At 61.9% G+C, this 24,928-nt stretch carries 23 protein-coding genes and 1 pseudogene; 17 read left to right on the top strand and 7 right to left on the bottom strand.

Annotated features, from left to right (window positions below; translation table 11 throughout):
* The first annotated feature begins 190 nt into the window (after positions 1-190).
* From uvrC to ACZ9IU_RS07730, 4 genes are all read left to right on the top strand, one after another.
* Positions 191-2,230 carry an excinuclease ABC subunit UvrC gene (gene uvrC / locus ACZ9IU_RS07745; protein WP_038541750.1) on the top strand — a complete coding sequence of 680 codons (2,040 nt, stop codon included), beginning with the start codon at positions 191-193 and terminating at the stop codon, positions 2,228-2,230.
* A gap of 97 nt (positions 2,231-2,327) precedes the next feature.
* Positions 2,328-2,915, top strand: a complete 588-nt coding sequence (gene pgsA, locus ACZ9IU_RS07740) for a CDP-diacylglycerol--glycerol-3-phosphate 3-phosphatidyltransferase (RefSeq protein WP_038541747.1) — start codon at positions 2,328-2,330, stop codon at positions 2,913-2,915.
* Positions 2,912-3,169, top strand: a complete 258-nt coding sequence (moaD, locus tag ACZ9IU_RS07735) for a molybdopterin converting factor subunit 1 (RefSeq protein WP_038541744.1) — start codon at positions 2,912-2,914, stop codon at positions 3,167-3,169. The genes pgsA and moaD overlap by 4 nt, the downstream gene beginning before the upstream one ends.
* A 70-nt stretch (positions 3,170-3,239) precedes the next feature.
* Positions 3,240-3,698 (top strand): molybdenum cofactor biosynthesis protein MoaE, encoded by a 459-nt coding sequence (locus ACZ9IU_RS07730; RefSeq protein ID WP_038541741.1) that lies wholly within the window; start codon positions 3,240-3,242, stop codon positions 3,696-3,698.
* Between the two features lies 1 nt (position 3,699).
* Here the strand turns inward: ACZ9IU_RS07730 and ACZ9IU_RS07725 are convergent.
* Positions 3,700-4,597, bottom strand: a pseudogene (locus ACZ9IU_RS07725) (branched-chain amino acid ABC transporter permease).
* A gap of 63 nt (positions 4,598-4,660) precedes the next feature.
* Between ACZ9IU_RS07725 and ACZ9IU_RS07720 the strand changes: the two are divergent.
* Positions 4,661-5,209 carry a CGNR zinc finger domain-containing protein gene (locus ACZ9IU_RS07720; RefSeq protein WP_038541737.1) on the top strand — a complete coding sequence of 183 codons (549 nt, stop codon included), beginning with the start codon at positions 4,661-4,663 and terminating at the stop codon, positions 5,207-5,209.
* The gene (locus ACZ9IU_RS07715; protein ID WP_038541736.1) at positions 5,206-5,706 is read left to right on the top strand and encodes a hypothetical protein; all 501 of its coding nucleotides are present in this window, start codon (positions 5,206-5,208) and stop codon (positions 5,704-5,706) included. Before ACZ9IU_RS07720 ends, ACZ9IU_RS07715 begins: the two co-directional genes overlap by 4 nt.
* A 90-nt stretch (positions 5,707-5,796) precedes the next feature.
* On the opposite strand, the gene ndk is transcribed toward ACZ9IU_RS07715, so the two are convergent.
* Both ndk and ACZ9IU_RS07705 read right to left on the bottom strand, forming a co-directional pair.
* Complete coding sequence (gene ndk, locus ACZ9IU_RS07710) at positions 5,797-6,219, bottom strand: nucleoside-diphosphate kinase (protein ID WP_038541734.1); 423 nt, start codon at positions 6,217-6,219, stop codon at positions 5,797-5,799.
* 97 nt (positions 6,220-6,316) lie between these two features.
* Positions 6,317-7,006 carry a glutathione S-transferase family protein gene (locus tag ACZ9IU_RS07705; RefSeq protein ID WP_038541732.1) on the bottom strand — a complete coding sequence of 230 codons (690 nt, stop codon included), beginning with the start codon at positions 7,004-7,006 and terminating at the stop codon, positions 6,317-6,319.
* Positions 7,007-7,212: 206 nt separating this feature from the next.
* Here ACZ9IU_RS07705 and ACZ9IU_RS07700 point away from each other — a divergent pair, with 206 nt between their 5' ends.
* Positions 7,213-8,256: a GGDEF domain-containing protein gene (locus ACZ9IU_RS07700; protein WP_051899679.1), complete on the top strand. Its 1,044-nt coding sequence runs from the start codon at positions 7,213-7,215 to the stop codon at positions 8,254-8,256.
* Between the two features lie 120 nt (positions 8,257-8,376).
* Here ACZ9IU_RS07700 and ACZ9IU_RS07695 read toward each other — a convergent pair whose 3' ends face one another.
* Entirely contained in the window at positions 8,377-9,099 is a 723-nt protein-coding gene (locus tag ACZ9IU_RS07695) for a RhiA family protein (RefSeq protein WP_038541729.1), read from the bottom strand.
* Positions 9,100-9,318: 219 nt separating this feature from the next.
* Here ACZ9IU_RS07695 and ACZ9IU_RS07690 point away from each other — a divergent pair, with 219 nt between their 5' ends.
* Positions 9,319-10,032 (top strand): Crp/Fnr family transcriptional regulator, encoded by a 714-nt coding sequence (locus ACZ9IU_RS07690; protein ID WP_080719139.1) that lies wholly within the window; start codon positions 9,319-9,321, stop codon positions 10,030-10,032.
* Between the two features lie 65 nt (positions 10,033-10,097).
* Here the strand turns inward: ACZ9IU_RS07690 and ACZ9IU_RS07685 are convergent, their stop codons facing one another.
* The gene (locus tag ACZ9IU_RS07685; RefSeq protein WP_157885098.1) at positions 10,098-10,982 is read right to left on the bottom strand and encodes a hypothetical protein; all 885 of its coding nucleotides are present in this window, start codon (positions 10,980-10,982) and stop codon (positions 10,098-10,100) included.
* Between the two features lie 168 nt (positions 10,983-11,150).
* On the opposite strand from ACZ9IU_RS07685, the gene ACZ9IU_RS07680 reads away from it, so the two are divergent.
* Together ACZ9IU_RS07680 and ACZ9IU_RS07675 are read left to right on the top strand one after the other, a co-directional pair.
* Complete coding sequence (locus tag ACZ9IU_RS07680; RefSeq protein ID WP_038541720.1) at positions 11,151-13,034, top strand: ATP-binding cassette domain-containing protein; 1,884 nt, start codon at positions 11,151-11,153, stop codon at positions 13,032-13,034.
* A 351-nt stretch (positions 13,035-13,385) separates the two neighbouring features.
* The gene (locus ACZ9IU_RS07675; protein WP_038541717.1) at positions 13,386-14,240 is read left to right on the top strand and encodes a polysaccharide deacetylase family protein; all 855 of its coding nucleotides are present in this window, start codon (positions 13,386-13,388) and stop codon (positions 14,238-14,240) included.
* A gap of 25 nt (positions 14,241-14,265) precedes the next feature.
* Here the strand turns inward: ACZ9IU_RS07675 and ACZ9IU_RS07670 are convergent, their stop codons facing one another.
* Both ACZ9IU_RS07670 and ACZ9IU_RS07665 read right to left on the bottom strand, forming a co-directional pair.
* Positions 14,266-14,715: a DNA polymerase III subunit chi gene (locus tag ACZ9IU_RS07670; protein WP_038541713.1), complete on the bottom strand. Its 450-nt coding sequence runs from the start codon at positions 14,713-14,715 to the stop codon at positions 14,266-14,268.
* Positions 14,715-16,205 carry a leucyl aminopeptidase gene (locus ACZ9IU_RS07665; protein ID WP_038548993.1) on the bottom strand — a complete coding sequence of 497 codons (1,491 nt, stop codon included), beginning with the start codon at positions 16,203-16,205 and terminating at the stop codon, positions 14,715-14,717. The genes ACZ9IU_RS07670 and ACZ9IU_RS07665 overlap by 1 nt, the downstream gene beginning before the upstream one ends.
* Before the next feature lie 249 nt (positions 16,206-16,454).
* Between ACZ9IU_RS07665 and ACZ9IU_RS07660 the strand changes: the two genes are divergently transcribed.
* The 7 genes from ACZ9IU_RS07660 to rsmA all read left to right on the top strand — a co-directional run bounded on the left by ACZ9IU_RS07660 (position 16,455) and on the right by rsmA (position 24,907).
* Entirely contained in the window at positions 16,455-17,246 is a 792-nt protein-coding gene (locus ACZ9IU_RS07660) for a phosphatase PAP2 family protein (RefSeq protein WP_038541710.1), read from the top strand.
* A 114-nt stretch (positions 17,247-17,360) separates the two neighbouring features.
* Positions 17,361-18,536 (top strand): LPS export ABC transporter permease LptF, encoded by a 1,176-nt coding sequence (gene lptF / locus ACZ9IU_RS07655; protein ID WP_038541707.1) that lies wholly within the window; start codon positions 17,361-17,363, stop codon positions 18,534-18,536.
* Positions 18,533-19,621, top strand: a complete 1,089-nt coding sequence (lptG, locus tag ACZ9IU_RS07650) for an LPS export ABC transporter permease LptG (protein WP_038541705.1) — start codon at positions 18,533-18,535, stop codon at positions 19,619-19,621. The genes lptF and lptG overlap by 4 nt, the downstream gene beginning before the upstream one ends.
* Entirely contained in the window at positions 19,621-21,948 is a 2,328-nt protein-coding gene (locus ACZ9IU_RS07645; RefSeq protein ID WP_038541702.1) for an LPS-assembly protein LptD, read from the top strand. Before lptG ends, ACZ9IU_RS07645 begins: the two co-directional genes overlap by 1 nt.
* A 163-nt stretch (positions 21,949-22,111) precedes the next feature.
* Positions 22,112-23,026 carry a SurA N-terminal domain-containing protein gene (locus ACZ9IU_RS07640; RefSeq protein ID WP_244447512.1) on the top strand — a complete coding sequence of 305 codons (915 nt, stop codon included), beginning with the start codon at positions 22,112-22,114 and terminating at the stop codon, positions 23,024-23,026.
* Between the two features lie 31 nt (positions 23,027-23,057).
* Positions 23,058-24,074 carry a 4-hydroxythreonine-4-phosphate dehydrogenase PdxA gene (gene pdxA, locus ACZ9IU_RS07635; protein WP_038541699.1) on the top strand — a complete coding sequence of 339 codons (1,017 nt, stop codon included), beginning with the start codon at positions 23,058-23,060 and terminating at the stop codon, positions 24,072-24,074.
* Complete coding sequence (rsmA, locus tag ACZ9IU_RS07630; protein WP_038541696.1) at positions 24,074-24,907, top strand: 16S rRNA (adenine(1518)-N(6)/adenine(1519)-N(6))-dimethyltransferase RsmA; 834 nt, start codon at positions 24,074-24,076, stop codon at positions 24,905-24,907. The genes pdxA and rsmA overlap by 1 nt, the downstream gene beginning before the upstream one ends.
* Positions 24,908-24,928 lie beyond the last annotated feature (21 nt).

The raw sequence follows: 24,928 nt of genomic DNA, 5'->3' as shown, positions 1-24,928 counted from the left end.
GCATGGGCGGAATTTTTGCCAGCGCTTTCAAAATCTGCCCCGAGACACTATTTCTCCGGCAGCGGCCTTTGCGCAGGGAATCGGGCCGCTTCAGCGCAATATTTTGACAAGCTGCCGTCGCCGGCACATGTCATGGACGCATGGTTCGAATCGGTGATGGCCGGATGCCGACATCCGGCGGAGACTAGGAATGAACGGAACGAAGCTGCCCGACGGCGGCGTTCTCTACGACGAGACGGAAGAAGACGACGACGATGTGCTGGTCACCGAGCCGGCCCAGGGTCCTGCCGCGTCGATCGACTGGAACGAAGGCTGGAAGAACGACAGCGGCCTGAAGGGCGCCGACCTGATCGCCGAATTCGTCAAGCACCTGCCGAACGCGCCGGGCGTCTACCGGATGTTCAACGATGCGCAGGACGTGCTTTACGTCGGCAAGGCGCGCAGCCTCAAGAAACGCGTTGGCAATTATGCGCAGGGCCGCGTCCATTCCAACCGCATCGCCAAGATGGTGCGCGAAACCACCCATATGGAATTCGTCACGACGCGGACGGAAACCGAGGCGCTGCTGCTCGAGGCCAATCTCATCAAGCGCCTGCGGCCACGCTTCAACGTTCTTCTGCGCGACGACAAGTCCTTCCCCTATATCATGATCACCGGCGACCACCGGGCTCCGGCGATCTTCAAGCATCGCGGCGCGCGGGCGCGCAAAGGCGATTATTTCGGCCCCTTCGCGTCGGCGGCCGCCGTCGGTCGCACCATCAATTCCCTGCAGCGCGCCTTCCTGCTTCGCACCTGCACCGACAGCGTCTTCGAGACCCGTACCCGCCCGTGCCTGCTGTTCCAGATCAAGCGCTGTTCGGGCCCCTGCACCCGCGAGATCAGCGACGAGGGTTATGCGGCGCTGGTCGAGGAAGCCAAGGATTTCCTTTCCGGCAAGAGCCAGAACGTCAAGTCGGCGATCGCCCACCAGATGGCGGAAGCCTCCGAGGACCTGGATTTCGAGCGCGCCGCGATCTATCGCGACCGGTTGGCGGCGCTCAGCCACGTCCAGAGCCACCAGGGCATCAACCCGGCCGGCGTCGAGGAGGCGGATGTCTTCGCCATCTACAACGAGGGCGGCATGTCTTGCATCCAGGTGTTCTTCTTCAGGACCGGCCAGAACTGGGGCAATCGCGCCTATTTCCCCAAGGCCGACCCGCAGCTTTCCGGCCCGGAAGTGCTCAACGCCTTCCTCGCCCAGTTCTATGACGACAAGCCGGTGCCGAAGCAGATTCTGCTCTCGGAAACCGTTGAGGAACAGGATCTGCTCGCCCAGGCCTTTTCTGAAAAGGCCCGCCATAAGGTGACGATTTCCGTGCCCCAGCGCGGCGAGAAGAAGGACCTGACCGACCACGTGCTGGCCAATGCCCGCGAGGCGCATGGCCGCCGGCTTGCCGAAACCTCGTCGCAGGCCCGCCTGCTGCAGGGGCTCGCCGAGACCTTCGGCCTGTCCTCCGTGCCGCGCCGCATCGAGATCTACGACAACTCACATATCATGGGCACCAATGCGGTCGGCGGCATGGTGGTGGCGGGGCCGGAAGGCTTCGTGAAGAGCCAGTACCGCAAGTTCAACATCAAATCGACCGACATCACTCCCGGCGACGATTTTGGCATGATGCGGGAAGTGATGACCCGCCGCTTCTCGCGCCTCCTCAAGGAAGAGGGCATTCCCGACCGCACCGCCGTTGCTGGCGCCAGCGCCGAGGATGCGGCCGATGCCGCCTTCCCCGCCTGGCCGGACGTGATCCTCATCGACGGCGGCCAGGGGCAGATGAGCGCGGTACGTGCCATTCTCGACGAACTCGGCATCCGCGACGTGGTGACCGCGATCGGCGTCGCCAAGGGCGTCGACCGGGACGCCGGCCGCGAGCGGTTCTTCGCCGACGGCCGATCCGATTTCTCGCTGCCGCCGCGCGATCCGGTCCTCTATTTCATCCAGCGCATGCGCGACGAAGCGCATCGGTTTGCGATCGGCTCGCACCGGGCAAGGCGCAAGAAGGAGATGGTCAAGAACCCGCTCGACGAGATTTCAGGGATCGGACCCGGCCGCAAGCGCAAGCTTTTGCAGCACTTCGGCACGGCGAAGGCGGTGTCGCGCGCGGGCCTGACCGACCTCATGGCGGTCGAGGGCATTTCCGAGGCTGTCGCCAAACAGATCTACAACCATTTCCACGAGAACCGGGCTGGCTAAATCGGCATGACGCCATCGGCTGCAAAAAAGCCGCGAAACCCTGTTGACGCCTTGGCCTCAACACATCAACTAGGAGCAAACATCCGGAAGGCTCCCCATGGCGTCGCGCGCATACAATATCCCCAATCTTCTGACCTATGCGCGCATCGTGGCCGTGCCGATCATCGTCGGCTGCTTCTTCATCGAAGGACAGCTTGAAAGCTCCGATGTGGCGCGCTGGACGGCGCTGGTTCTGTTTGCCGTCGCCTCGATCACCGATTATCTCGACGGGTATCTCGCCCGCATCTGGAACCAGACGTCAAATATCGGCCGCATGCTCGACCCGATCGCCGACAAGTTGCTGGTCGCCGCGGTGCTGCTGCTGCTCGCCGCCGACCAGACGATCGCCGGATGGTCGCTCTGGGCGGCAATCACCATTCTCTGCCGCGAAATCCTCGTCTCGGGCCTGCGCGAATATCTTGCCGCTCTGAAGGTCTCCGTGCCGGTGACGCGCATCGCCAAGTGGAAGACGACGATCCAGATGGTGGCGATCGCCTTCCTGCTCGCCGGGCCTGCCGGCGACAAGATCGTGCCCTACACGACCCAGATGGGCATCGCGCTTCTGTGGATCGCCGCATTCCTGACCTTCTATACCGGCTATGATTACTTCAAGGCCGGCGTCAAACATCTGGTGGACGAAGAATGACCGTCAAACTCGTCTATTTCGCCTGGGTGCGCGAACGGATCGGCAGGCAAGAGGAAGACCTCGACCTGCCGGCAAGCGTCGTCACCGTGCGTGATTTGCTCGCCCATCTGACGACGCTCGGCGAGGAATATGAAAACGCGCTGCAGTTCCCGGACGTCATCCGGGTGGCCATCAACCAGGAACATGCCGAACACGACGAACCGATCGCCGGCGCGCGGGAGATCGGCATTTTTCCACCGATGACGGGCGGGTGATAATGGCTGGGGCCGGCGCCAGTTGCGGAACATCCCACTTCTCCCCAGCGCGGAGAGGAAGGGGTTACCGATGACCGCTCCCACCATCCGCGTCCAGTCGACCGACTTCGACCTGCAAGCCGAAATCTCAGCATTGACCGCCGGCCGCAAGAACGTCGGCGCCGTCGTCACCTTCACCGGCCTCTGCCGCGACGAACAGGGTGCATTGTCGGCACTCGAACTCGAACACTATCCAGGCATGGCGGAAGCGGAGATGTTTCGCATCGGCGAACTGGCGATCGATCGCTTTTCGCTGCTCGGTCTCACCGCCATCCACCGTTTCGGCAAGATCATGCCCGGCGAAAACATCGTGCTGGTCATCGCCGCCGCCCCACACCGGCAGGCTGCCTTTGACGGCGCCAATTTCGTCATGGATTTTTTGAAGACCTCGGCCCCGTTCTGGAAGAAGGAACACGCCGCCGACGGCCGTCAAGGCGACTGGGTCGCCGCGAAAGATACCGACGACACTGCCCGCGACAAGTGGCGGTGATCTACGGCACCACTCGTTCCCGCCGGCTCATCACCAGCACCATGACCAGCGCCGCGACCACAAAAAGGTCGCGCCAGACGATCGGGCCGTAGCCGCTCCAGAGCGTTTCGGCAAAACCGATGACGGCGGCGCCGACGGCGGCACGCAGCGGGTTGGAATGGCCGCCGGCCGCAGCGATCAGCACCACTTTCAGGCCGAACAGCAGGCCGGCACCAAAATCCATCGTGCCGAAGTGGGAGGTCGCGAGCACGCCCGCAGATCGAGGCATAAAGCGCTGCCGCCGCATAAGCCACGACGAAGACCCGTGAAGAATTGGCGCCGGACAGTTCGGCCGCCAACGGGTCGTCGGAAACCGCCCGCCACATGCGGCCCCAATGGGTGCGTGTCAGGACCATATAGCCCGCGCCGACGGTCGCCAGCATGATGGCAACGTTGGCGAGCTGGATCAGCGTCAGGGTCACCGGAAAGCCGTCTGCATGCCAGAAGACGACCGCGTCGTTGAGGAAGGGCGGCAGCCAGAGTTCGCGGGTATCGGCGGCGATGCGAGCGCCCTCCATCAGCACCATCAGCACGCCGAGCGAGGCGACGATCACGGCATTCGGCGAGATTTTTGCAAGCGGGCGCATGACGAATTGCCCGATCGTTACCCCTGCCCCTATGCCGCCGGCGATCCCGGCCGCAGCACCGAGCCCCAATGCGGCCGGCAGGATCAGCCACAGCCGGTTCCAGCTGAAATGGGCGAAGAGCAGATAGAGATGGCCGGAAAAGGCGAAGATCGCGCCATAGGTGATGTCGGCCCGCTTCGTCACGGCAAAGGCGATCGCATACCCGAAGGCGAGCGTCGCATAGAGCGCCGCCAGCGGAACCGCGTTCGCCAGTTGCTGCAAGAGATAGGCCATGGGCACTCCGATAGCGATGACGAATATAACTGGTCAATCTCATTTTACCAGTTATAATATTGCATGAACTTTTCCTGGACCCCGCATCGTTTTGCCGGCGGCGCGCTGGCGCTGGATGTTGCCAACAGCGTCATCCTGCGCTCCGATCCGACACGTAGCATCGACCGGTTTGCGGAACCGCAGCAGATGCACGCCTTTCCGGAAGCCGCCGAAAAGTTCTCGGCCGAACGGACGCTGTTCGGCGATCTTGCGCCCGTCCGAGCTGAGAACCACACGCCGTTTCTCACGCTACGCGAAGCGATCGACCGCTATTTTCGCGCCCGGGTTCTCGGCGACGATGGGCAGACATTGCTTGCCGATTTCCTCGAAGCGACGGCGGCGATCCTTCGCCGTGCGGAGAGGAATTCGCTGGAGGCGGCGACCGCCCATTCGGCGCTCAGGCTGCTTGCCGACGAAGAGATTTCGCGGATGAAGATCTGCGGCAGTTGCGGCTGGCTGTTCCTCGACCGAAGCCGCAACCGCAGCCGCACCTGGTGCGACATGGCGGTGTGCGGCAACCGCGTCAAAGCCAGCCGCCATTATCATCGCAGGAAGAAGGAGGCCGCGTCATGATGCGCCGGTTTATGGTTCTCAGCCTTGCAGCCCTTGCCCTTTCCGCATGCCAGCGGGAAACCGAAAAGCTGGTGGAGGTGAGCGGGCATATCTTCGTGTTCAATTACCGGGTCGCCAGCGCCACCTATCTCGTGACGCTCAACAAGACCGGGCCGATCCCGGACGGAACCGTGGCAATCGCCAAATTCGACGACCCCGCCGGCGGCGATCCGATCGTCATCAACGAAAAGATCTTCCCCGCATGGAACAAGATCACCCTGCAGAGCCCCAATGTCCGCTGCGTGCGCAAGGACAAACCCTATTCCGTGGATATCCGGCTGGTGGATGCGGGCGGCCGGACATTGCAGGAATTGAAGACCCAGCTCGTCTCGGACGTCGACCAGTCGGTGCTTCCCAGCAAGCCGCTGGTGCTCGGAGCCGGTTATGAGCGGAACCCGGAAGTCTTCAAGCCGGATGGGACGCTCGACTACGCCCAGCCCGACGACTGCCCGGCGTGACGTGACAGACGGAAGCCGAATATCCCAGAACGAAAAAACCGGGGCCAGAGCCCCGGTTTCATCAAAATCGTCCGTCGAGACGGGCTTAGATCAGCCGACAATCTCGGTTTCGGAGAACCAGTAGGCGATTTCCTGGGCGGCGGTTTCCGGAGCGTCGGAACCGTGAACCGAGTTCTCGCCGATCGACAGCGCGAAGGTCTTGCGGATGGTGCCTTCGTCGGCATTGGCCGGGTTGGTGGCGCCCATGATCTCGCGGTTCTTCAGGATGGCGTTTTCGCCTTCCAGAACCTGAACGATGGTCGGACCGGAGATCATGCCTTCGACCAGTTCGCCGAAGAACGGACGTTCCTTATGAACGGCGTAGAAGCCTTCTGCTTCGCGCTTGCTCATCCAGACGCGCTTGGAAGCGATGACGCGCAGGCCATTGTCTTCAAACACCTTGGTGATGGCGCCCGTGAGGTTACGCTTGGTGGCATCCGGCTTGATCATCGAAAACGTGCGTTCAATCGCCATCGTTCTATCCTTCGTTTCCTGTGGCCCCGTGACTAAGGGGGAAAGTGGGCGGTCTTTACCCGCCCCTTTCACTGGAAACAAGGGGGTTCGGGCAATTTCACGCCACTGTCACACTGCGCCCGACGCCATTATGCAGGTCGAGGCAGCGCTCGAACCACAAGCCGACGGGGTCGTCATCGGAAAACACCTTGGCGCCGGCGGTGATGCGCATCCATTGCAACGCGCCGAACAGGATGTAGTCGACGAAAAGCGGGCCGTCGCCGCCGATGAAGTCGTGATATTTCAGGGCGTGGCGGATCGGCTCCAGTTTTGGCGCGAAACCGTCGATCTCAGATTGGCGGCTCGCGTCCATCTCCTCCAGCGTCCTGCCGAGCCGGGCCTCGCGGCTGGTGCGGAAATAGACCTGGTCCGTCTCTCCGAGCATGTCATGAATATTCTTGACCGCGATCTTGGTGATCGCCGTATGCACCACCATCTGGGAAAAACCCTCGACGAACCGGGCAAGCGCCTTGCCGGCCGGGCCGCCGAACAGCGTCGGCCGGTCCGGGTAGGCCTCTTCCAGATAGAGCGCGATCTCGAAACTGTCGCGGATCAGTTCGTTGCCGTCCCTCAGGATCGGTACCGTCTTCGAAAACCCGCCTTCGAGGCTGGGTATCTCGGTAAACGGCGTCGGCTTCTCGATGAAATCGAGGCCCTTGTGAGCAAGCGCCTGCACGACTTTCCAGCAATGCGGCGAAAACGGGCGGCTCTCGTCGGCGCCGCAGAGCGAATAGAGAATACGGGTCACGGCAGGCTCCTGATCTGAACATTCGGCTGGCGATATTGAAAGCAAATTGCCTTTTGAATCCAATCAGGAAATTTCATGGATCGCATTCGATCGACCGTTTCGACGGTCCCTTAACCGTAACTCCCGACGATCCGGCCCTTTTCAGCAAATGTTAAAACCGGTCCCACATTCCTTGTCGCACTATAGAACACCTGTGGAGACGAGAGATGGCCGGCGAAGTGAGCAGAATGGCACAGGATCGCAGCCTGCAGGCTGTCGTCCAGCTGATGGCGAAGCTGGACGTGAGCGGCCTGCCGCGCAATTACGAACTCTTCCACGAGGCACTCCTGGGCGGCGACCCCGCCCTTTCGCGCGAAGTGCTGGCGCTCACGGCCGGTCCTTCGCAGACGGTGCTCGACGAGATGGGGCTGCGTCATCAGCTTCCGGCCTTCGTGGCACTCATGCCGGTCAGAGGTCGCGATCAGGAAATAAAGCTGCTGCTGGAACTCCGGGACAAGATGGCAAGCGGCGTTGCCCAGAAAAAGGGTTTCAGCCGGGTGCTGGAAACCGTCGCCCGCAGCTTGCGCCAGGACAGCACCGCGGGACCTGAGGATATTCTGGCCGAAATCGAATACTTAAGCGTTTCGCTCTCCGATGCCGTGGTCGCCGAAACCGAACTGGAAGCCATTCTTCGCTCGGGTGCCGATCGTCTCGTCAAGGCTGAACGCGAAGCGTCGATTGCCCGCTCGGTGACCCTGCGCGACCGGCTGACCTCCCTGCCGAATCATGCCGCGCTTGCCGAACGGCTGGAGGCCCTCTACGGCGTCGATGCCGACAGCCGCGATACTGCCCTTTTCCTGGTGACGATTACCGACCTGCCGCATTTCGCCCGTACCTACGGCGATCCCACCGTCAACCGGATCGTCAAGAAGGCCGCCTCGATCTTCCGCAAGGCGATCAAGAAAAACGATTTCCTGGCGCGTATCGGCAAGGGCGATTTCGCTTTCGTCTTCCGCGACGTCGGCCGCGACAGCGTGCAGCCGATCGCCGAACGGCTGATCGCCTCGATCACCGACAATCTCGTCTTCGCCGCCTCCGATGGTACGAGCGGGATCGGTCTTTCGGTCGGTGCGGCGCTGACCGCAGACGCCTTTTCACCGCAAGAACTGCGCCTGCAGGCCGGGACGGCGCTTGAAACGGCCAAGGCCAATCCGCGAATGATCGTCGCGCTTCACGGCGGAGCGCCTAAACGATCATCCTCCGAGGGGTAGGGTTTCCAAAACAGAAAGGCCGCGGTTTCCCACGGCCTTTCTGTTTTGCGAACGAAGATCGGCGACTGATAGCAATACGTCCGACGGCCGCCCTCTTGTCCTACCAGCAGGCCGGCGGAATTATGCCGGCACGAACTGGTTCTTCTGCGTGAACCGAACGGAGACATCCGTGACACCGGCAAAGCTCACCTCGTAGGCCGCCGAAGACGTGGCGGTGTCGATCACCTGTCCCTGGACGAAAGAGCCGGCGAGGATGTAATATTTCGGCTTCGGGGTGAACTGGTACAAGAGGCTGGGTTCGAGCTGGACCGCGATCGTCGGCTTGGTGGCCATGGCGATGCCGACATTCAGATAGACGTTCTTGCTGGCCTGCACCAGGACGGTCGGAATGGTGTCGTCGGCCTTGGCGAGGATGAGGCCTTTGGTCGCGTCGGACGGCCCCGCCGGAAAACCGGGAGCGCCATAGGGGAACGGCCCCTGATAGGTCACCGGCACCTGATTCTGGTTGTCGATCATGACGCCGACCGAGCTCGCTGTCTGGAAGGAACGCGGCGAGCCGGGCGTACCCTGCTGCTGAATGTAGCCAACCGTCACGGAATAATCGATCGTCCAGTTGAAGGAAGACGTGCTCGGCTGGTCAGGGGTACCGGCGGCGGCGCCGCCGACCATCCATGCCAGCGACAGGGGGTCGACCGACGGCCCGATAACCTGTGGGATCGTCTGGAACAGGGCAAACTGCTGCCATTTCGCGTTTTCGTTGAGAACCGTGATGCTGTAGGGCTGGCCCGCCGCCGCCTGTGCGCTGAAGGCTTTGATCGCCTTCTGCCCCATATAAATGGTCATAATACATCTCCTCATTTGGGTTGCCGCCACCACACCATGCGGTGACGGCATCTGTGCTCACGGCACCGGCTTCCTCGGAGCATCATTTGCACAAGCACAACCTAGGATATTTAAATCTGAAAATATGTCACACATGTAACAACCCTGATTTGCATTTTTGCTAAATATCGCCCCTACACACGGCAGCCATGTTTCCGACTTCAGGGTGGTCACGAGCAGATGAAAACGATGAAGAATCCGACGATTTCGGACGAAATAAGAAAGATGGAATTATTTAGCGCCGCGGATGACGCCGTTATTTCTACGTTTGCAAAAAAGACAAATATAAATGTATACAAAGATCAACAGACCCTGTTTCTGAGCGGCGATTCTTGCGATACACTTTATATTATACTCTCCGGAGGCATCTATCTTTATTTTATATCCGAGGAAGGCAATGAGGTGATTTTCTCCGACCTTCAACCGGGGGACGCAGTCGGCGAGATCGAGTTCGCTCTCAACTACCGGCATTCCTCGAACGCGGCGATCTGCGGAACGACGCGGCTGCTCGAAATCGACCGAAAAACCTTCAACGAACTCTCGGCGATCCCGCAGGTGTCTTCGTATCTGATGCGGACGATCGCCCGGAAGCTCCACCGCACCATTATGTTCGCGGAAGGGATGGCGCTTTACCCGCTGGAGACTCGCCTTGCGCGTCTCCTGCTCAATCTCGGCGCCTCGCACGGACGGTCGACCAGCGACGGCATCCTCATCGAAAAATCGATCTCCCAGAGCCGCATGGGCCAGCTCATCAATGCCAGCCGGCCACGCATCAATGCGCAGCTCCAGGCCTGGAAGAGCGAGCGGCTGATCGGCGTGCGGCAGCACCGCATCGTCATTTTCAACAAGAGATCGCTGCAGATCATCTCGCGCCATTCAGACCCTGCCGCCTGAACAGCGCGGATGCCTCTGCGGACGCCAGGCCGATGCGGCGAGACCGCTGGCCCGTATGCTGCTATTCATGGGCAACCGTTCTTGACGATGGCGATTAGATCGGCGGTTTCCTGGGTGAAACTCGGCCCGTAGACGCCGTCCGGCGCGCCGCTGGAGACGACGCTGACCGCCTTGTGGACGTTGTTGGCGGTCACGAACCACGCCCCGCCGCTTGCGCCGCCGCCATACATGGGATGTGGGCCGGCGTCATAGGCGGTGCCGGCCTGCACGGTGATGCGGGCCGTTTCCCGATACATGTATTCGCCGCCATCAAGCCGCCCGGGGTAGCCGGTGATCGTCACATTGTCATCGACATGGGCGCCGTCAATGCCGAGTTCATATTTGCCGACCGCGGATGCCGCGGTGGTGCGCATCACCGAATAGTCGAACTGCGACCGCGCCATGCTCGGTGGGTTCCCGGACACCTCGGTCCAGCGCAACAGCACCGCCACCCGGTCGATTTGGTAGAGAGTTCCGCCACCGCCCGCATAGCCTTGATAAAAGCGGATATTGGTGGCCTGGTTGCCGTTGCCCCAGGCGGCATGGGCGGCACTCATGACGATCCGATCATCCGCGACAAACTGAGCGCTGGCCGTGTAATCCGCGCCGCCGAGCGTAAACAGCAGCTTGCCTCCGAACTTATAGGGCGCGTCATTGATCGGCGCTCGCTCCGCCTCGGTATCCTTGAGGCCGCGACGTTGTTCGGAGAGACCACCCTCGCCCCGGCCAATCGTCTCCCCGAACGGAATCGCGTTGGCGATTCGTTCCGCAGTCCAGTAGCCGCCGGCGGCGCTCGCCAACAGGGCACCGCCAGGGCTCCAGCAGGTAAACTCCACCGCCCCGGCGCTGAGTGGCATCATCAGCGCGGATGCCGACAGCAGCATCGACCAAGTCAATCTCGTTACTCTCATGACATTCGCTCTCCCGATCGAAGTTCGGTCGCATCATCGCGACCGGCGGCGGCGCCGCCTCAACGATCTACCAGAGCGTGCAATTCTCTTCTGTTTCCCTCGGCACAGCGAAATACCGGTCCATCGGTGCCCTTGCCAACAAACAGGGTTTCGGCCAAAACCCCCGCCATGATCACGATTACCGAACTTTCCGCCCGCGTTGCCGGACGTCTCCTTCTCGACAACGCCAGCGTGACGCTTCCGGCGGGCACCAAGGCCGGGCTCGTCGGCCGCAACGGCGCCGGCAAATCCACGCTGTTCAAGGTCATCACCGGTGAGCTGGGCTCGGAGACCGGTTCGGTCTCCTATCCAAAGAGCGCCCGGCTTGGCCAGGTGGCGCAGGAAGCGCCGGGCACCGAGGATTCGCTGATCGAAATCGTGCTTTCCGCCGACAAGGAGCGCGCTGCACTTCTGGCTGAAGCGGAAACCGCCACCGATCCGCACCGCATCGCCGACATCCAGATGCGGCTCGTCGACATCGACGCGCATTCGGCAGAGGCGCGCGCCGCCAGCATTCTCGCCGGTCTCGGTTTCTCCCAGGAAGCCCAGTCCCGTCCCGCCTCGTCGTTTTCGGGCGGCTGGCGGATGCGGGTGGCACTTGCCTCCGTCCTGTTTGCGGAGCCCGACCTGCTGCTGCTCGACGAACCGACCAACTATCTCGATCTCGAAGGCACGTTATGGCTGGAAGACTATATCCGGCGTTATCCGCACACGGTCATCATCATCAGCCATGACCGCGACCTCCTCAACAACGCGGTCAACGCCATCGTGCATCTCGACCAGAAGAAACTGACCTTCTACCGCGGCGGCTACGACCAGTTCGAGCGGCAGAAGGCCGAGGCCGACGAATTGCAGACCAAGGCGAAGGCCAAGAACGAGGCCGCCCGCAAGCACCTGCAGAGCTTCATCGACCGCTTCAAGGCGAAAGCAACCAAGGCCCGGCAGGCACAGAGCCGCGTCAAGGCGCTGGAGCGCATGGGTACGGTCGCCGCGGTGATCGAGGACCACGTGCAGCCAATCACCTTTCCCGAGCCAGAAAAACAGCCCGCCTCGCCGATCGTTGCGATTCAGAACGGCGCCGTCGGCTATGAACCCGGCAAGCCGATCCTCAAGAACATCACGCTGCGCATCGACAATGACGACCGCATCGCCCTGCTCGGTTCGAACGGCAACGGCAAGTCGACCTTCGCCAAGTTCATCGCCAGCCGCCTCAAGGCGGAAAGCGGCGATATTCGCCTGGCGCCGAACCTGAAGATCGGCTTCTTCGCCCAGCATCAGCTCGACGACCTCGTGCCGGCGGATTCGCCAGTTGCCCATGTGCGCCGGCTGATGCCGGATGCGCCCGAGGCCAAGGTCCGCGCCCGCGTGGCGCAGATGGGGCTTGCGACGGAAAAGATGGCTACGGCCGCCAAAGACCTGTCCGGCGGCGAAAAGGCGCGCCTGCTGATGGGCCTTGCCGCCTTCCATGCGCCGAACCTGCTGATCCTCGACGAACCGACCAACCATCTCGACATCGACAGCCGCCGGGCGCTGATCGAGGCGCTCAACGACTACGAAGGCGCCGTCATCCTGATCAGCCACGACCGTCATCTGATCGAGGCCACCGTCGACCGCCTGTGGCTGGTCAACAACGGCACCGTGTCGAATTTCGAAGGCGACATGGAGGAATACCGCAACCTGATCGTCAGCTCCGGTAAAAAAAAAGAAGAAAAAATTGAACTGACCGAAGATCTGTCCTCGAAGGCGGACCAGCGCAAGGCGAATGCTGAAAAACGCGCCTCGCTCGCGCCGCTCAAGAAAAAGATCAACGAAATCGAGGCCGTGACAGCCAAGCTCGAGAAACTGATCAAGGTTCTTGATAAAGAGCTTGCGGATCCCGCGCTCTACGAAAAAGCTCCCGCCAAGGCGGCCCAGAAGGCAAAGGAACGCGGCGAAGCCGCCGCCAAACTCTCGGCCGCCGAAGAGGAATGGCTGATGCTGTCGTCGGAATACGAAGAGGCGATGGCGGGGTGACTTCGCCCCTTCCTCCCTTGAACGAAAGGCCGCCTGGACGACAAGCGGGGAGAGAATGATGTTCACCGAGAGCTTGGCTGTCGCTAAGATCATTCTCGATGCGGAATTGGCGACGATCTCCTTCGGCAGATCGACGCTGCATCGCAGCGGTAATTAGGCCCGGCGTTATCTATGAAGCCATGGTCGTATTGAGCACCAGCCTTCACCCTGCTCCGCAAACAACATCGGCTGGTCATGAAGACGATCGGCTTTCGGGATCTGCGTTCGTAGACAGCTAACCAGTCGTTAACCATAATCGGCGAATGTGACTTCACTTCAACTCCTTAGTCACTTTTTAGCCGAGTCGCTCCCATGTTTGTCCGCGTCCTTTGCGTCGCCGCTGCCGCCGCGTGCCTTCTTTCTTCCTGCGCCGGTCGCAGCCAAACCGAGAGCGGCTCGCTTGCCACCTCGTTTGCGCCCGCCAAGGCGATTTCCTCGACCAGCCCGGTCAGGAAGGCCGAAGCGGATTCGCCGGTGGCGCTGACGCCGGTCGCCTGGGGGCGTTTCAACAATCCGGGCAGCCTTTCCGGCCGCACCCTCACCGTCTCGTCGCTTTCCGACATCAAGCTCGCCAACAAGGAGGTCATTCTGACTTTCGACGATGGTCCGATGCCGAAGAAGACGGAGAAGATCCTCTCCATCCTCGACGAATACAACGTCAAGGCGACTTTCCTGATGGTCGGGCAGATGGCCAAGGCCCATCCGGAAATCGCCCGCAAGGTCGTCGATGCCGGGCACGCGATTGGCAGCCATACCTATCGCCATGCCGATCTGCAGCACCTTTCCTTCGATGCGGCCATTGCCGAGATCGAAAAGGGGCGCGATGCGGTGATCAGCGTCACCCACGAGGATGCCGGCTTCTTCCGCTTCCCCTACCTTGCAGATACCAGGCGCCTGCGCCAATGGGTGGCCTCGAACGGCATGGTCGTGCTGGACGTGCAGATCGACTCCAAGGATTATTTCGGCGTCTCTCCCGCCGCCGTCGCGACCCGGACGATGAATTCGCTGAGGGCAAACGGCAAGGGTATCATCCTGCTGCACGACATCCATGCCCGCACCGCCGCCATGCTGCCGGCGCTGCTGACGCAGTTGCAGGCGGAAGGCTACAAGGTGGTCAGGCTGCGCCACAGCAACTCATCGATGATGCTGGCTTCGCTCTTCGACTGAGAGGCATCCGCCCGAGGACTTCGGGTCAGGCCTTCTTGACCCAGCGCCCCTCTTCCGATTGCTGCCAATAGGTCAGCGCATGCCCCTCGCCCTTCAACTTTTTCCACTGGGCGCGGGCATTGTCGAGCTGGACGGCATCGTAGCCGTCGAACATGAAGACGATACGGTCGTAGTCTGCGATCGGCGGCGGCTCGGCACCATCCACCAGAAAGCGGACCGTCGCGCCGTTGCCGTTTTCGGCAGCGGATGTCAGAAGCACCGGCTGCGCCTCGGCCATCGGCGAGGCGTCGGTGCCATGCGGCAGAAAACTGTCCTCGCGAAATGTCCAGAGATGCGCGTCGAGAAAATCCCGCCGCACATCGCCGCTCGTCTGCACCGCCACCTTCCAGCCGCGCTCGACGCTCTTTTCGAGAAGCGCCGGCAGCGCATCCTCGAGCTTCGATTCGGTCAGATGATAGAACAGGACTTCAGTCATTAGCTCTCGTAATGCGCCCGCACGAGTTCGTCCAGCAGCCGGACGCCGTAGCCGGATCCCCAGGACTGGTTGATCTCGCTCGACGGTGAATTCATCGCGGTGCCGGCGATGTCGAGATGTGCCCAGGGCGTTTCGCCGACGAAGCGCTTCAAGAGTTGCGCCGCGGTAATCGACCCTGCGTTGCGCCCGCCGGTATTCTTCATGTCTGCGAATTTCGAATCGATGAGTTTGTCGTATTCCTTGCCGAGCGGCATGCGCCACAGGCGCTCCCCGGTCACATCGCCGACACCGGTCAACTGGCTGGCCAGCGTGTCGTCGTTGGAGAAGAGGCCCGCCTGCAGGTTTCCAAGTGCCACCAGGATTGCGCCGGTGAGGGTGGCGAGATTGATCATGAACCTCGGTTTAAAACGGTCGTTGCAATAGTGAAGCGCATCGGCAAGCACCAGCCGGCCTTCCGCATCGGTATTGATGATCTCGATCGTCTGGCCCGACATGGTGGTGACGATATCGCCCGGCCGCTGGGCGTTGCCGTCAGGCATGTTCTCGACGAGGCCTAGAATGCCGATCGCGTTGACCTTGGCCTTGCGGGCGCCAAGCGTATGCATGAGGCCGATCACCGCTGCGGCGCCGCCCATGTCGCCCTTCATGTCTTCCATGCCGGCACCCGGCTTGATGGAAATGCCGCCGGTATCGAAAACGACGCCCTTGCCGATGAAGGCGACCGGCGCCTCCTTCGGCTTGCCGCCCTTCCATTGCATGACGGCGAGCCGCGGCGGGCGGACCGAACCTTGCGCCACGCCGAGCAGCGCACCCATGCCGAGCTTCTTCATCTCCTTCTCGGTGAGGATTTCCACCTCGACGCCGAGCTTCTCCAGTTCCTTGGCCTTGTCGGCGAATTCGACCGGCCCGAGCACGTTCGGCGGCAGGTTGACGAGTTCGCGGGCAAGAAGCACGCCGCCCGCGATCGCTTCGGAATCGGAAAAGGCCTTCTTGGCGGCGGCATGCGCGGCGGTGACGATCGTCACTTTGACGGTCTTCGGCGCCTTGTCGTCGTCTTCGCCCTTCTTGGTCTTGTAGGTGTCGAAGCTGTAGGCGCGCAGCAGCATGCCGAGCGCGAACCCGGCCAGTTCGGCAGCACCGACGGCAATGCCCGGCGCGTCGGCGAAGATTGCAACCTTGGTCATCGACTTGACCGTCGAAGCCGCGACGCCGCCCGCCTTCAGCCAGTCGTAGGCGGTCAGCGTCTCGGCCTTGCCGAGACCCAATACGACCAACCGATCAGCCGGCGACCCCTGCGGCGCAATGAGGTCCAGCGTCGACATCGGCTTGCCGGAAAACTTCGCGATCTCGGCCGCTCGGCTCACGATGCCGGCAGGATCGGCATCGGCGGCACCCGCCGCTGGCCCTTCGCCGGCAAGCTTAAGCTGGATGGCAAGGCCGCCGTCGATCTTGGCGGACTTGGCGAAGGAGATATCGAATTTCACGGACATTGCGACTCCAGGAGGCTTTCGAAAGAAAGCGGCGATCATCGCCGTTTCGGCCGCGAGCGCAAGGGCGAGATGTCGCTACCGTCTCAGCCCGCAGGCCGGTTCGCTCTCCGACGCGTCAAAAAGCCCGATTTCGGGAGCGGGCATTCCCTTCTATCGGTCCGCTGCCCTTCTATCGGTCGCCGGCCCTGTTCAAATCCGGCGCGTCTTGCTCTAGGGTCGCGCCGCCCGACGACCAATGGATAAGTTCGCATGACCTCGCCCTCCCAAACCGTCCCCGAATGGCTGGCCGCCATGCGGCGATTCCTTGCCACGCCGAGGGGATTGTTCATCGTGCTGATGGCGCTCTGGTGGGTGCTGCTGGCGGTCTTCTATCTGGTGCCGCAGATCGATCTTGCGGTGGCGCGCGCCTTCTTCGAACAAGCCGCCTGCGGCGAGGCTATCGAACATGGCCGCGTCTGCGGCAGTTTCCCCTATGGCGCCGAAACGCTCTTCATACTGATCCGGCGCATTCTCTTCTACCTGCCGGCGCTGGTCGCGATCTGGATCATCTACCGGCTGATCGCCAACCTGCAGCACCATGGCACGACCTACAGCCCGCGCAAGACGCGGAATTATTCCATTGCCCTGATTTCCTTCCTGATCGGCCCCTACGTGCTGGTCAACCTGATCCTGAAGCAGGTCTCCAACCGTCCCCGCCCCTACGAGACCGACTTTTTCGGCGGCAGGGACGTGTTCACGCCGGCCGGCGATTTCGGCGGCGCCTGCGTCGGCAACTGTTCCTTCATTTCCGGCGAGGCGGCCGGCGCCGGGTGGCTGGCCTGCCTCATCGTTTTGCTGCCTAAACCGCTGCGTCCGGTGCTCGGCCCGCCGCTGATCGCCATCTCGCTGATCTCGCCGGCGCTGAGGACTTCCTTCGGGGGCCACTACTTTTCCGACGTGACGCTCGGCTGGCTGTCGTCGCTGGTGGTCTATGCGGGGGTGGCCGCGTGTTTCGAAATGTCACAGCGAGCAAGAAAACGGAATTCGCAAACAAATTTGTGACGCGACCCCTGTCGCAATGCTGATATCAATCGCTTAGATAGGCGCGACCGTCATCTCGGGGCAACAAGCTGTCACCATTCCCCGGGTGACGTTGTGCAGGGTATCCAGGCTGGAATGAAGCTTCTCGAAGTCTACATATTGCGCCGGATTTTTCAGATGTTCCTGGTGACGCTCCTGCCGGTGCTCACCATCATCTGGACCATCCAGGTGCTGGGACGCATCAACCTGGTCACCGATACCGGCCAGTCGATGGGCTCGTTCGCGACTCTTGCCACCTTCATCCTGCCCACCATCATCCCCGTCGTGCTGCCTTTCGCGCTCGTCATCGGCATCACCCAGACGCTGACGGCGATGAACAACGATTCGGAGTTGCCGGTCATCGACGCGGCCGGAGCATCGCGCAACATCATCTACCGGCCGGTGCTGATGCTCGGGATCGCGCTCAGCATGTTCTCCTTCCTGGTGACGAATTTCGTCGAGCCGCCTTCGCGCGTCGCAGCTCGCCAGATGGTCGCTGCGGCCTATGCGGACCTGCTCTCCTCGGTCATCGAGGAGAAGACCTTCCGCAGCATCGAGCCGGGTCTCTACGTGCAGATCTCGGAGCGTCATTCCGGCCGCGTGCTCAAGGGCCTGTTCGTCGTCGATTATCGCGACCCGAATTTCGACCTCATCTATTATGCCCGTGAGGGATCGATCGACGAAAGCGGCACCTCGCTCACCATGCGCGACGGCGAGGTCCATCGCAAAGCCGCCGACGGTCGCATCTCGATCATCAAGTTCGTCTCCTACGCCTTCGACCTGTCGGCGATGGCGAAGGCGGAAGGCGGGCTGCCGCAATATTCGTCCGACCGCAGCCTGGCCTTTCTCCTGAACCCGGATCCGAACGATCCGCTCTATCAGAAGTCGCCGAATGCCTATCGGTCGGAACTGCACAGACGCTTGTCCGACTGGCTTTTCCCGATCTGCTTCGCGCTGATCTCGCTGGTCATCGCCGGCAGCACCCGCTCGCACCGGCAGACCCGGGTCCATCCGATGGTATTTGCGCTGTTCCTTGCGTTCGGCGTGCGCTGGCTCGGTTTCTCGGCCACCAACATGGTCGAACGCCATTCGCTCTACACTCCGCTTCCCTACGTCGTGCCGGTCGTCTTCTCGCTGATCGCAATCTTCATGCTTGCCACCAACCGACAGTTCTCGGCGCCGCGCTTCATCACCCGCGGTATGTCGCGCCTGGCCAGCAGCCTGCAGCGCCGGATGCCCGCCTCGCGGACTTCGGGCGGAGGTGCGGCATGATCTTCACGACGCTCGGCCGGTATTTCTTCCGCCGCTATATCGTCACCGCGCTGTGGTTCCTGCTCGGCGTCAGCGCCATCATCTTTCTTGCCGACTTCAGCGAAACCAGCCGCCGCATGTCGGGCTTTACCGGCTATACGGTTTCGGCCGGGCTGCTGATGACCGCCATGCGCTTGCCGCTCATCCTGCAGCAGATCATCCCGACGCTCAGCCTCTTCATCGGCATGACGGTGCTGATCGCGCTGAACCGCCGCTATGAACTGGTGGTGACGCGTGCGGCCGGCATTTCGGTCTGGCAGTTCGTCTCGCCCTTCGTCATCGGAGCGTTTCTGATCGGGCTCGCCACCTTGTTCGTGGTCAATCCGCTCGCCGCGTGGGGCCAGCGCGAATCAGCTTCCATGGAGGCTAGCTGGCGCGAGGCGAGCAACCGGTCGCGAGCGTCCGCCTTCATCCCCTGGATCCGGCAGATCAGCGGCGACGACGATACGATCATCGGCGCCAAGAGCTATCAGGAGAAGGGAACGCTGCTCGTCGACGTGGTGGTTTTCCAGTTCGACAAGGACGGCCGCGTGGCCTTGCGGCAGGATGCCAAGACCGCAAAATTGGAAAATGGTTACTGGCTGCTTAAAGAGGTTCTGGAAAACCGGCCGGGCGAAATTCCGGTGCGTCGCGAGACAGCACAGGTTCGCACCAAGTTGAAGCAGGAATACATTCAAGAGAGTCTGGCGCAGCCTGATACTGTTGCGTTTTTTGATCTTTCCAGAAAAATTGAGGTCAGCAAATCGTTCGGCATTCCCACAAAGGCGCTCGAGACGCAGTACCACTCGCTGCTCTCCCTGCCGATCCTGCTCGTGGCAATGACTCTCATTGCAGCGACAGTTTCATTAAAATTCAGTCGGTTCGCCCAGTCCCGCTCCGTGATTCTGGGTGGAATAGTTTCTGGCTTCGTGCTTTATGTCGTCACTGTGCTTGTGAAAGCATTCGGGAGCAGTGGGGCAATTCCTCCCTTCGTGGCGGTCTGGATTCCAGTGATCGTTGCGACGGCGCTGGGGACGACAATTCTGCTTCATCAGGAGGATGGCTAGTGGCGGTAAGTGACCGCAAACATATAAGACGGCTCGCCGCCGCCCTGCTGACAGGTGTGTCTGTATGCGTATTCGGCGTATCCGCAACGGTTGTGCAGGCGCAAGGTCTGGTGCCTCAGGCAGCGGACGGCGCCAAGATGCTGCTGCGCGCCAATGAGCTCGTCTATAATCAGGATGCCAAGCTGGTCACCGCAACCGGTGGCGTGCAGATCTATTACAATCGCTACAAGATGGTGGCGCAGCGCGTTCAGTACGATCAGAAGAGCGGCCGCGTCATGGCGACCGGCAATATCGAGCTGATCGAGCCGGGCGGCAGCCGCGTCTACGCCGAGCAGCTTGATGTCACCGACAGTTTCAGCGAAGGTTTCATCAACGCGCTTCGCGTCGAGACCACCGACAATACCCGCCTTGCCGCCGAGAGCGCCGAGCGCCAGCCCGGCGACCTGATGGTGCTCAACAACAGCGTCTACACCGCCTGTCTTCCGTGCACCCAGACGCCCGGCAAAGCTCCGCTCTGGCAGGTCAAGGCGCAGCGTATCGTCCGCAACGGCCAGACCCATACGATTCGCCTGGAAAACGCCCAGTTCGAACTGTTCGGCCTGCCGATCGGCCGTCTGCCGTTTGCGATCGAGGTTCCGGACGAAACGGTCGAGCGCAAGTCAGGCCTTCTCTTCCCGCAATACAGCGCGAGCGACAATCTCGGCTTCGGCGTGACCGTGCCCTACTATCACGTGTTCTCGCCGAGCATGGATGCGACGCTCAGCCCCACCTATTTTTCCAATCAGGGGCTGCTGCTCCAGGGCGAGATCCGCAACAAGTTCGAGACAGGCGAGCACACGTTCCGCTTCGCCGGCATCCACCAGAACGATCCGGGGGCCTTCAAACCGAATACCAGCGACAGTGCCGCGGACAACCGCTTCATGGCCGCCTCCAAGGGTGAATTCAGGATCAATCCGCGCTGGACGTTCGGCTGGAATGTCATGACCCAGAGCGACAACAATTTTTCACGGACCTACAAGTTGACCGGCGTCGGGAGCAGCACGTTCACCAACGACATCTATCTCACCGGGTTGGGGACGCGGAACTATTTCGACCTGCACAACTATTATTTCAACATCCAGGACGACACCTATAGCAACACGGCCGAACAGAAGCAGGCGATCGTCTATCCTTCGCTCGACTACACCTACTATGCGCCGGAACCGATCCTCGGCGGCGAGCTTTCGGTCACCTCCAACGTTACCAACCTGTCCCGTCGCGAAGACGACTGGTACAGGGAAGGCACGACTAATCGTTTCCCGGGTCTTGAAGGCAGCTACAGCCGCTTGACCGTGGAAGCCGAATGGAAGCGCACCTTCAACACGCTCGACGGCCTGCTGCTGACGCCGATCCTCGCCGCCCGCGGCGACGGCATCCGCCATACCGGTTCCGGCACTCCGGGTGCCTATTTCGGCGATATGGAGACTGAAGGCGCCAACGGCCGTTACATGCTCACGGCCGGTCTCGAGGCGCGTTATCCGATCCTGCTGACCACCGAAAACAGCAGCCATATCATCGAGCCGATTGCGCAGATCTTCGCGCGTCCCGACGAGCAGATGGCGGGCGGGTTGCCGAACGAGGATGCGCAGAGCTTCGTCTTCGACGCTACCAGCCTTTTCGAGCGTGACAAGTTTTCGGGCTTCGACCGTGTCGAAGGCGGCACGCGCGCCAATGTCGGCCTTCGTTATACCGGTACGTTCGCAAACGGCATCGGCGTGCGCAGCGTTGTCGGCCAGTCCTATCAGATTGCCGGCCAGAACTCGTTCGCCACCGAGGACCTGGTTCATGCAGGCGCCGATTCTGGTCTCGAAACGCGGCGGTCCGATTATGTCGCGATGGCAGCCATCGATCTGCCACAGGGCTTCACGATCGGGGCAAATGCCCGCTTCGACGAAAAGACGTTTGCGATCAAGCGCACCGATGCCTCGCTCGGCTACACGACGCCGCGGGTAAGCGGCACGCTGGTCTACACGCAGGTCGATGCTCAGCCGGAATACGGTTCGGACGACGCGAGGGACGTGCTGAAGCACTCGATGAGCTTCCGGATCAACGAAAACTGGGCGCTTGCCGGCACCGCGACCTGGGACCTTGTGGACAAGCAATTGATCCGGCGCGGCATTGGCATCAGCTATGCGGACGAGTGCACGATCTTTACGCTCGCCTACACGGACAAGCCGTCGGACACGGCTGCCAACGACTGGACCGTCAGCGCACGCTTGAGTTTCCGCACACTTGGCGATATCAGCGTCGGCTCTACCACAGGATTCGACCAGGACTACCGCAACTGATGTGGCGGTTCGTCCGCTCGGTGAAGCGTCATCGTTTCGCCGCAAGAATTGTGCAAGCGGTCGCGGATAGAGTATGAAAGGCGAGGCTGGGCGGGTTCAAGTACCCACCGGGGCGGGAAAAGGGATTGGTATCATGTTCGCAATGACCGCAACGCGCAAGCTGATGCTGGCCGCGGCCGCTTTGGCCGCCTCGGTCGTCATCCAGCCCGGCGTCCAGCAGGCGCAGGCCGCAAGCGAAGTCTCAGCCGTCGTCAACAGGACGGCGATCACCAGCAGCGATGTCGCCAAGCGCGTCGCCTTCCTGCGCCTTCAGCGTCAGAAGGCCGATGCCAAGACGGCGCGCGAGGTACTGGTGGATGAGGCGCTGAAGCGCCAGGAAATCTCCCGCGTGAAAATGTCGGTCAGCACCGAGGACGTCGACAAGGCCTTCGAGCGGTTTGCCGCCGGCAACAAGCTGAGCGTGGCGCAGATGAGCCAGATTCTCGAGAAAGCCGGCGTCGGCGTCGAGCATTTCAAGAGTTACATCGCCGTGCAGATGAGCTGGCCGCGGCTGGTCAACGCCCGTTACGGCGGCTCGCGCGGCCGCATGTCGAGCCAGGAACTCGTCAAGCGCATGATGGAGAACAAGGAAAAGCCGGTCACCACCGAATATTTCCTGCAACAGGTAATCTTCGTCGTGCCCCCGGCCAAACGCAACGCCATTCTCGCCAAGCGCCAGAAGGAAGCGAACGCCGCACGCTCCAAATTCCCGGGCTGCGAGCAGTCGAAAGATTTCGCCGCGACCATGCTGGACGTGTCGATCCGCGACCTCGGCCGCGTTCTCGCCCCCGAACTGCCGGCCGACTGGAAGCCGCTGATCGAGAAGACAGCCGACGGCGGCACGACGGGCACCCGCGTCACCGAACGCGGCGTCGAGTTTCTGGCCATCTGCAAGCAGCGCCAGGTGTCGGACGATCTCGCGGCGGAAGTCGTGTTCCGCGCCGAGGACCTCGGCAAGGAGAAGAAGGGCGCTCCCGACCCCAACGACAAGAAATATCTCGACGACCTGCGCAGCAAGGCACAGATCGAGTATCGCTGACCTCGACACTTAAGCCATTCCCGGAGCCGTAATGCCTCTCGACCGTCCGCTTGCATTGACCCAGGGCGATCCTGCCGGCATCGGCCCCGATATCACGCTTGTCGCCTGGGCCTCGCGTCAGAAATACGACCTGCCGCCTTTCCTCTTCCTCGGCGATCCGGCCGTGCTCAGGGCCCGCGCCGTGATGCTCGGCCTCGACGTGCCGATCCGGGAAGCGGGTAGCGACAGCGCGATGTCGATCTTTCAGGATGCCCTGCCCGTTCTGCCAATTGCCGCCGGCGCAGAAATCGCCGCCGGCGAACCGCATGTGGCAACCGCCAAGGGGACGATCCAGGCAATCCAGACCGCCGTTTCGCTCTCGCTCGAAGGCAAGGCCGCCGGCACGGTCACCAATCCGATCGCCAAGTCCATTCTCTACCAGGCCGGCTTCGGTTTCCCCGGCCACACGGAATTTCTCGCCGACCTTGCCGAGCGCGCCACGGGCAAGAAGATCCTGCCGGTGATGATGCTGGCGGGGCCGAAGCTTAGGGCGATCCCCGTCACCATCCATATCCCGCTGAAGGACGTGCCCGCCGCGCTCAGCACGGATCTCATCGCCGAGACCTGCCGCATCGCCCATCACGATCTCAAGACCCGTTTCGGTATCGACAAGCCGCGGCTTGCGGTAACTGGTCTCAACCCGCATGCGGGTGAGGATGGCGCGATCGGCCGTGAGGACCAGGACATCATCCATCCGGCGATCTTCAAGCTGCGGGCCGAAGGCCTGCACGTCTTCGGGCCGCTGCCGGCCGATACGATGTTCCACGACGAGGCGCGCGCTCGCTACGACGTGGCAATCTGCATGTATCACGACCAAGCGCTGATCCCCGCCAAGGCGCTCGGGTTCGACACCTCTGTCAACGTCACGCTCGGCCTGCCGTTCATCCGCACCTCGCCCGATCACGGCACGGCGTTCGGCATTGCCGGCCAGGGTGTCGCACGCGAGACGAGCCTCGTCGAAGCGATCAAGCTTGCCGGCAATCTCGCTCTGACGTCGAAAGCCGGCTGATGGCCACTCTGGATGGCTTGCCGCCGCTGCGGGACGTGATCCAGCGTCACGGGCTCGACGCCAGGAAAGCGCTCGGACAGAATTTCCTTCTCGACCTCAACCTCACCCAGAAGATCGCCCGCAGCGCCGGGCCGCTCGGCGATGCAACCGTCTTCGAGGTCGGCCCCGGGCCTGGCGGCCTGACCCGCGCAATCCTGTCGCTCGGCGCCAAAAAGGTGATCGCCGTCGAACGGGACAGCCGCTGTCTTCCTGCTCTCGCGGAAATCGGCGAGCATTATCCCGGCCGGCTCGAAGTGATCGAGGGCGATGCGCTGAAGACGGATTTTGCGGCGCTCGCGCCTGAAGGCCCGGTGAAGATCATCGCCAACCTGCCCTACAACGTCGGCACCCAGCTACTCATCAACTGGCTGCTGCCTTCGCCCGACCGATGGCCGCCCTTCTGGGAAAGCCTGACGCTGATGTTTCAGAAGGAAGTCGGCCAGCGGATCGTCGCCGACGAGGACGATGACCATTATGGCCGCCTCGGCGTGCTCGCCGGTTGGCGCACCGATGCGCACATGGTCTTCGACGTGCCGCCGCAGGCCTTCACGCCGCCGCCAAAGGTCACCTCAACGGTGGTGCACCTGACGCCCCGGACAAATCCCCTGCCCTGCGACGTCACCAAACTCGAACGCGTCACCCACGCCGCCTTCGGCCAGCGCCGCAAGATGCTGCGCCAGAGCGTCAAATCACTCGGTGGCGAGGCGCTATTGGTGAAAGCCGGCATCGACCCAGCACGGCGGGCGGAAACGCTGTCGGTCGAAGAGTTCGTTCGGTTGGCGAACTGTCTCTGAGCTCCGGCCAAGACCGCTTTC

The organism is Mesorhizobium sp. USDA 4132, from assembly GCF_056279545.1.
This window is presented reverse-complemented; position numbering and strand designations above follow the sequence as displayed.

Coding starts and splice junctions, on each gene's coding strand:
- uvrC (WP_038541750.1), top strand. CDS start 191: ATGAACGGAACGAAGCTGCCCGACGGCGGCGTTCTCTACGACGAGACG.
- pgsA (WP_038541747.1), top strand. CDS start 2,328: ATGGCGTCGCGCGCATACAATATCCCCAATCTTCTGACCTATGCGCGC.
- moaD (WP_038541744.1), top strand. CDS start 2,912: ATGACCGTCAAACTCGTCTATTTCGCCTGGGTGCGCGAACGGATCGGC.
- ACZ9IU_RS07730 (WP_038541741.1), top strand. CDS start 3,240: ATGACCGCTCCCACCATCCGCGTCCAGTCGACCGACTTCGACCTGCAA.
- ACZ9IU_RS07720 (WP_038541737.1), top strand. CDS start 4,661: ATGAACTTTTCCTGGACCCCGCATCGTTTTGCCGGCGGCGCGCTGGCG.
- ACZ9IU_RS07715 (WP_038541736.1), top strand. CDS start 5,206: ATGATGCGCCGGTTTATGGTTCTCAGCCTTGCAGCCCTTGCCCTTTCC.
- ndk (WP_038541734.1), bottom strand. CDS start 6,219: ATGGCGATTGAACGCACGTTTTCGATGATCAAGCCGGATGCCACCAAG.
- ACZ9IU_RS07700 (WP_051899679.1), top strand. CDS start 7,213: ATGGCCGGCGAAGTGAGCAGAATGGCACAGGATCGCAGCCTGCAGGCT.
- ACZ9IU_RS07695 (WP_038541729.1), bottom strand. CDS start 9,099: ATGACCATTTATATGGGGCAGAAGGCGATCAAAGCCTTCAGCGCACAG.
- ACZ9IU_RS07690 (WP_080719139.1), top strand. CDS start 9,319: ATGAAAACGATGAAGAATCCGACGATTTCGGACGAAATAAGAAAGATG.
- ACZ9IU_RS07685 (WP_157885098.1), bottom strand. CDS start 10,982: ATGAGAGTAACGAGATTGACTTGGTCGATGCTGCTGTCGGCATCCGCG.
- ACZ9IU_RS07680 (WP_038541720.1), top strand. CDS start 11,151: ATGATCACGATTACCGAACTTTCCGCCCGCGTTGCCGGACGTCTCCTT.
- ACZ9IU_RS07675 (WP_038541717.1), top strand. CDS start 13,386: ATGTTTGTCCGCGTCCTTTGCGTCGCCGCTGCCGCCGCGTGCCTTCTT.
- ACZ9IU_RS07670 (WP_038541713.1), bottom strand. CDS start 14,715: ATGACTGAAGTCCTGTTCTATCATCTGACCGAATCGAAGCTCGAGGAT.
- ACZ9IU_RS07665 (WP_038548993.1), bottom strand. CDS start 16,205: ATGTCCGTGAAATTCGATATCTCCTTCGCCAAGTCCGCCAAGATCGAC.
- ACZ9IU_RS07660 (WP_038541710.1), top strand. CDS start 16,455: ATGACCTCGCCCTCCCAAACCGTCCCCGAATGGCTGGCCGCCATGCGG.
- lptF (WP_038541707.1), top strand. CDS start 17,361: ATGAAGCTTCTCGAAGTCTACATATTGCGCCGGATTTTTCAGATGTTC.
- lptG (WP_038541705.1), top strand. CDS start 18,533: ATGATCTTCACGACGCTCGGCCGGTATTTCTTCCGCCGCTATATCGTC.
- ACZ9IU_RS07640 (WP_244447512.1), top strand. CDS start 22,112: ATGCTGGCCGCGGCCGCTTTGGCCGCCTCGGTCGTCATCCAGCCCGGC.
- pdxA (WP_038541699.1), top strand. CDS start 23,058: ATGCCTCTCGACCGTCCGCTTGCATTGACCCAGGGCGATCCTGCCGGC.
- rsmA (WP_038541696.1), top strand. CDS start 24,074: ATGGCCACTCTGGATGGCTTGCCGCCGCTGCGGGACGTGATCCAGCGT.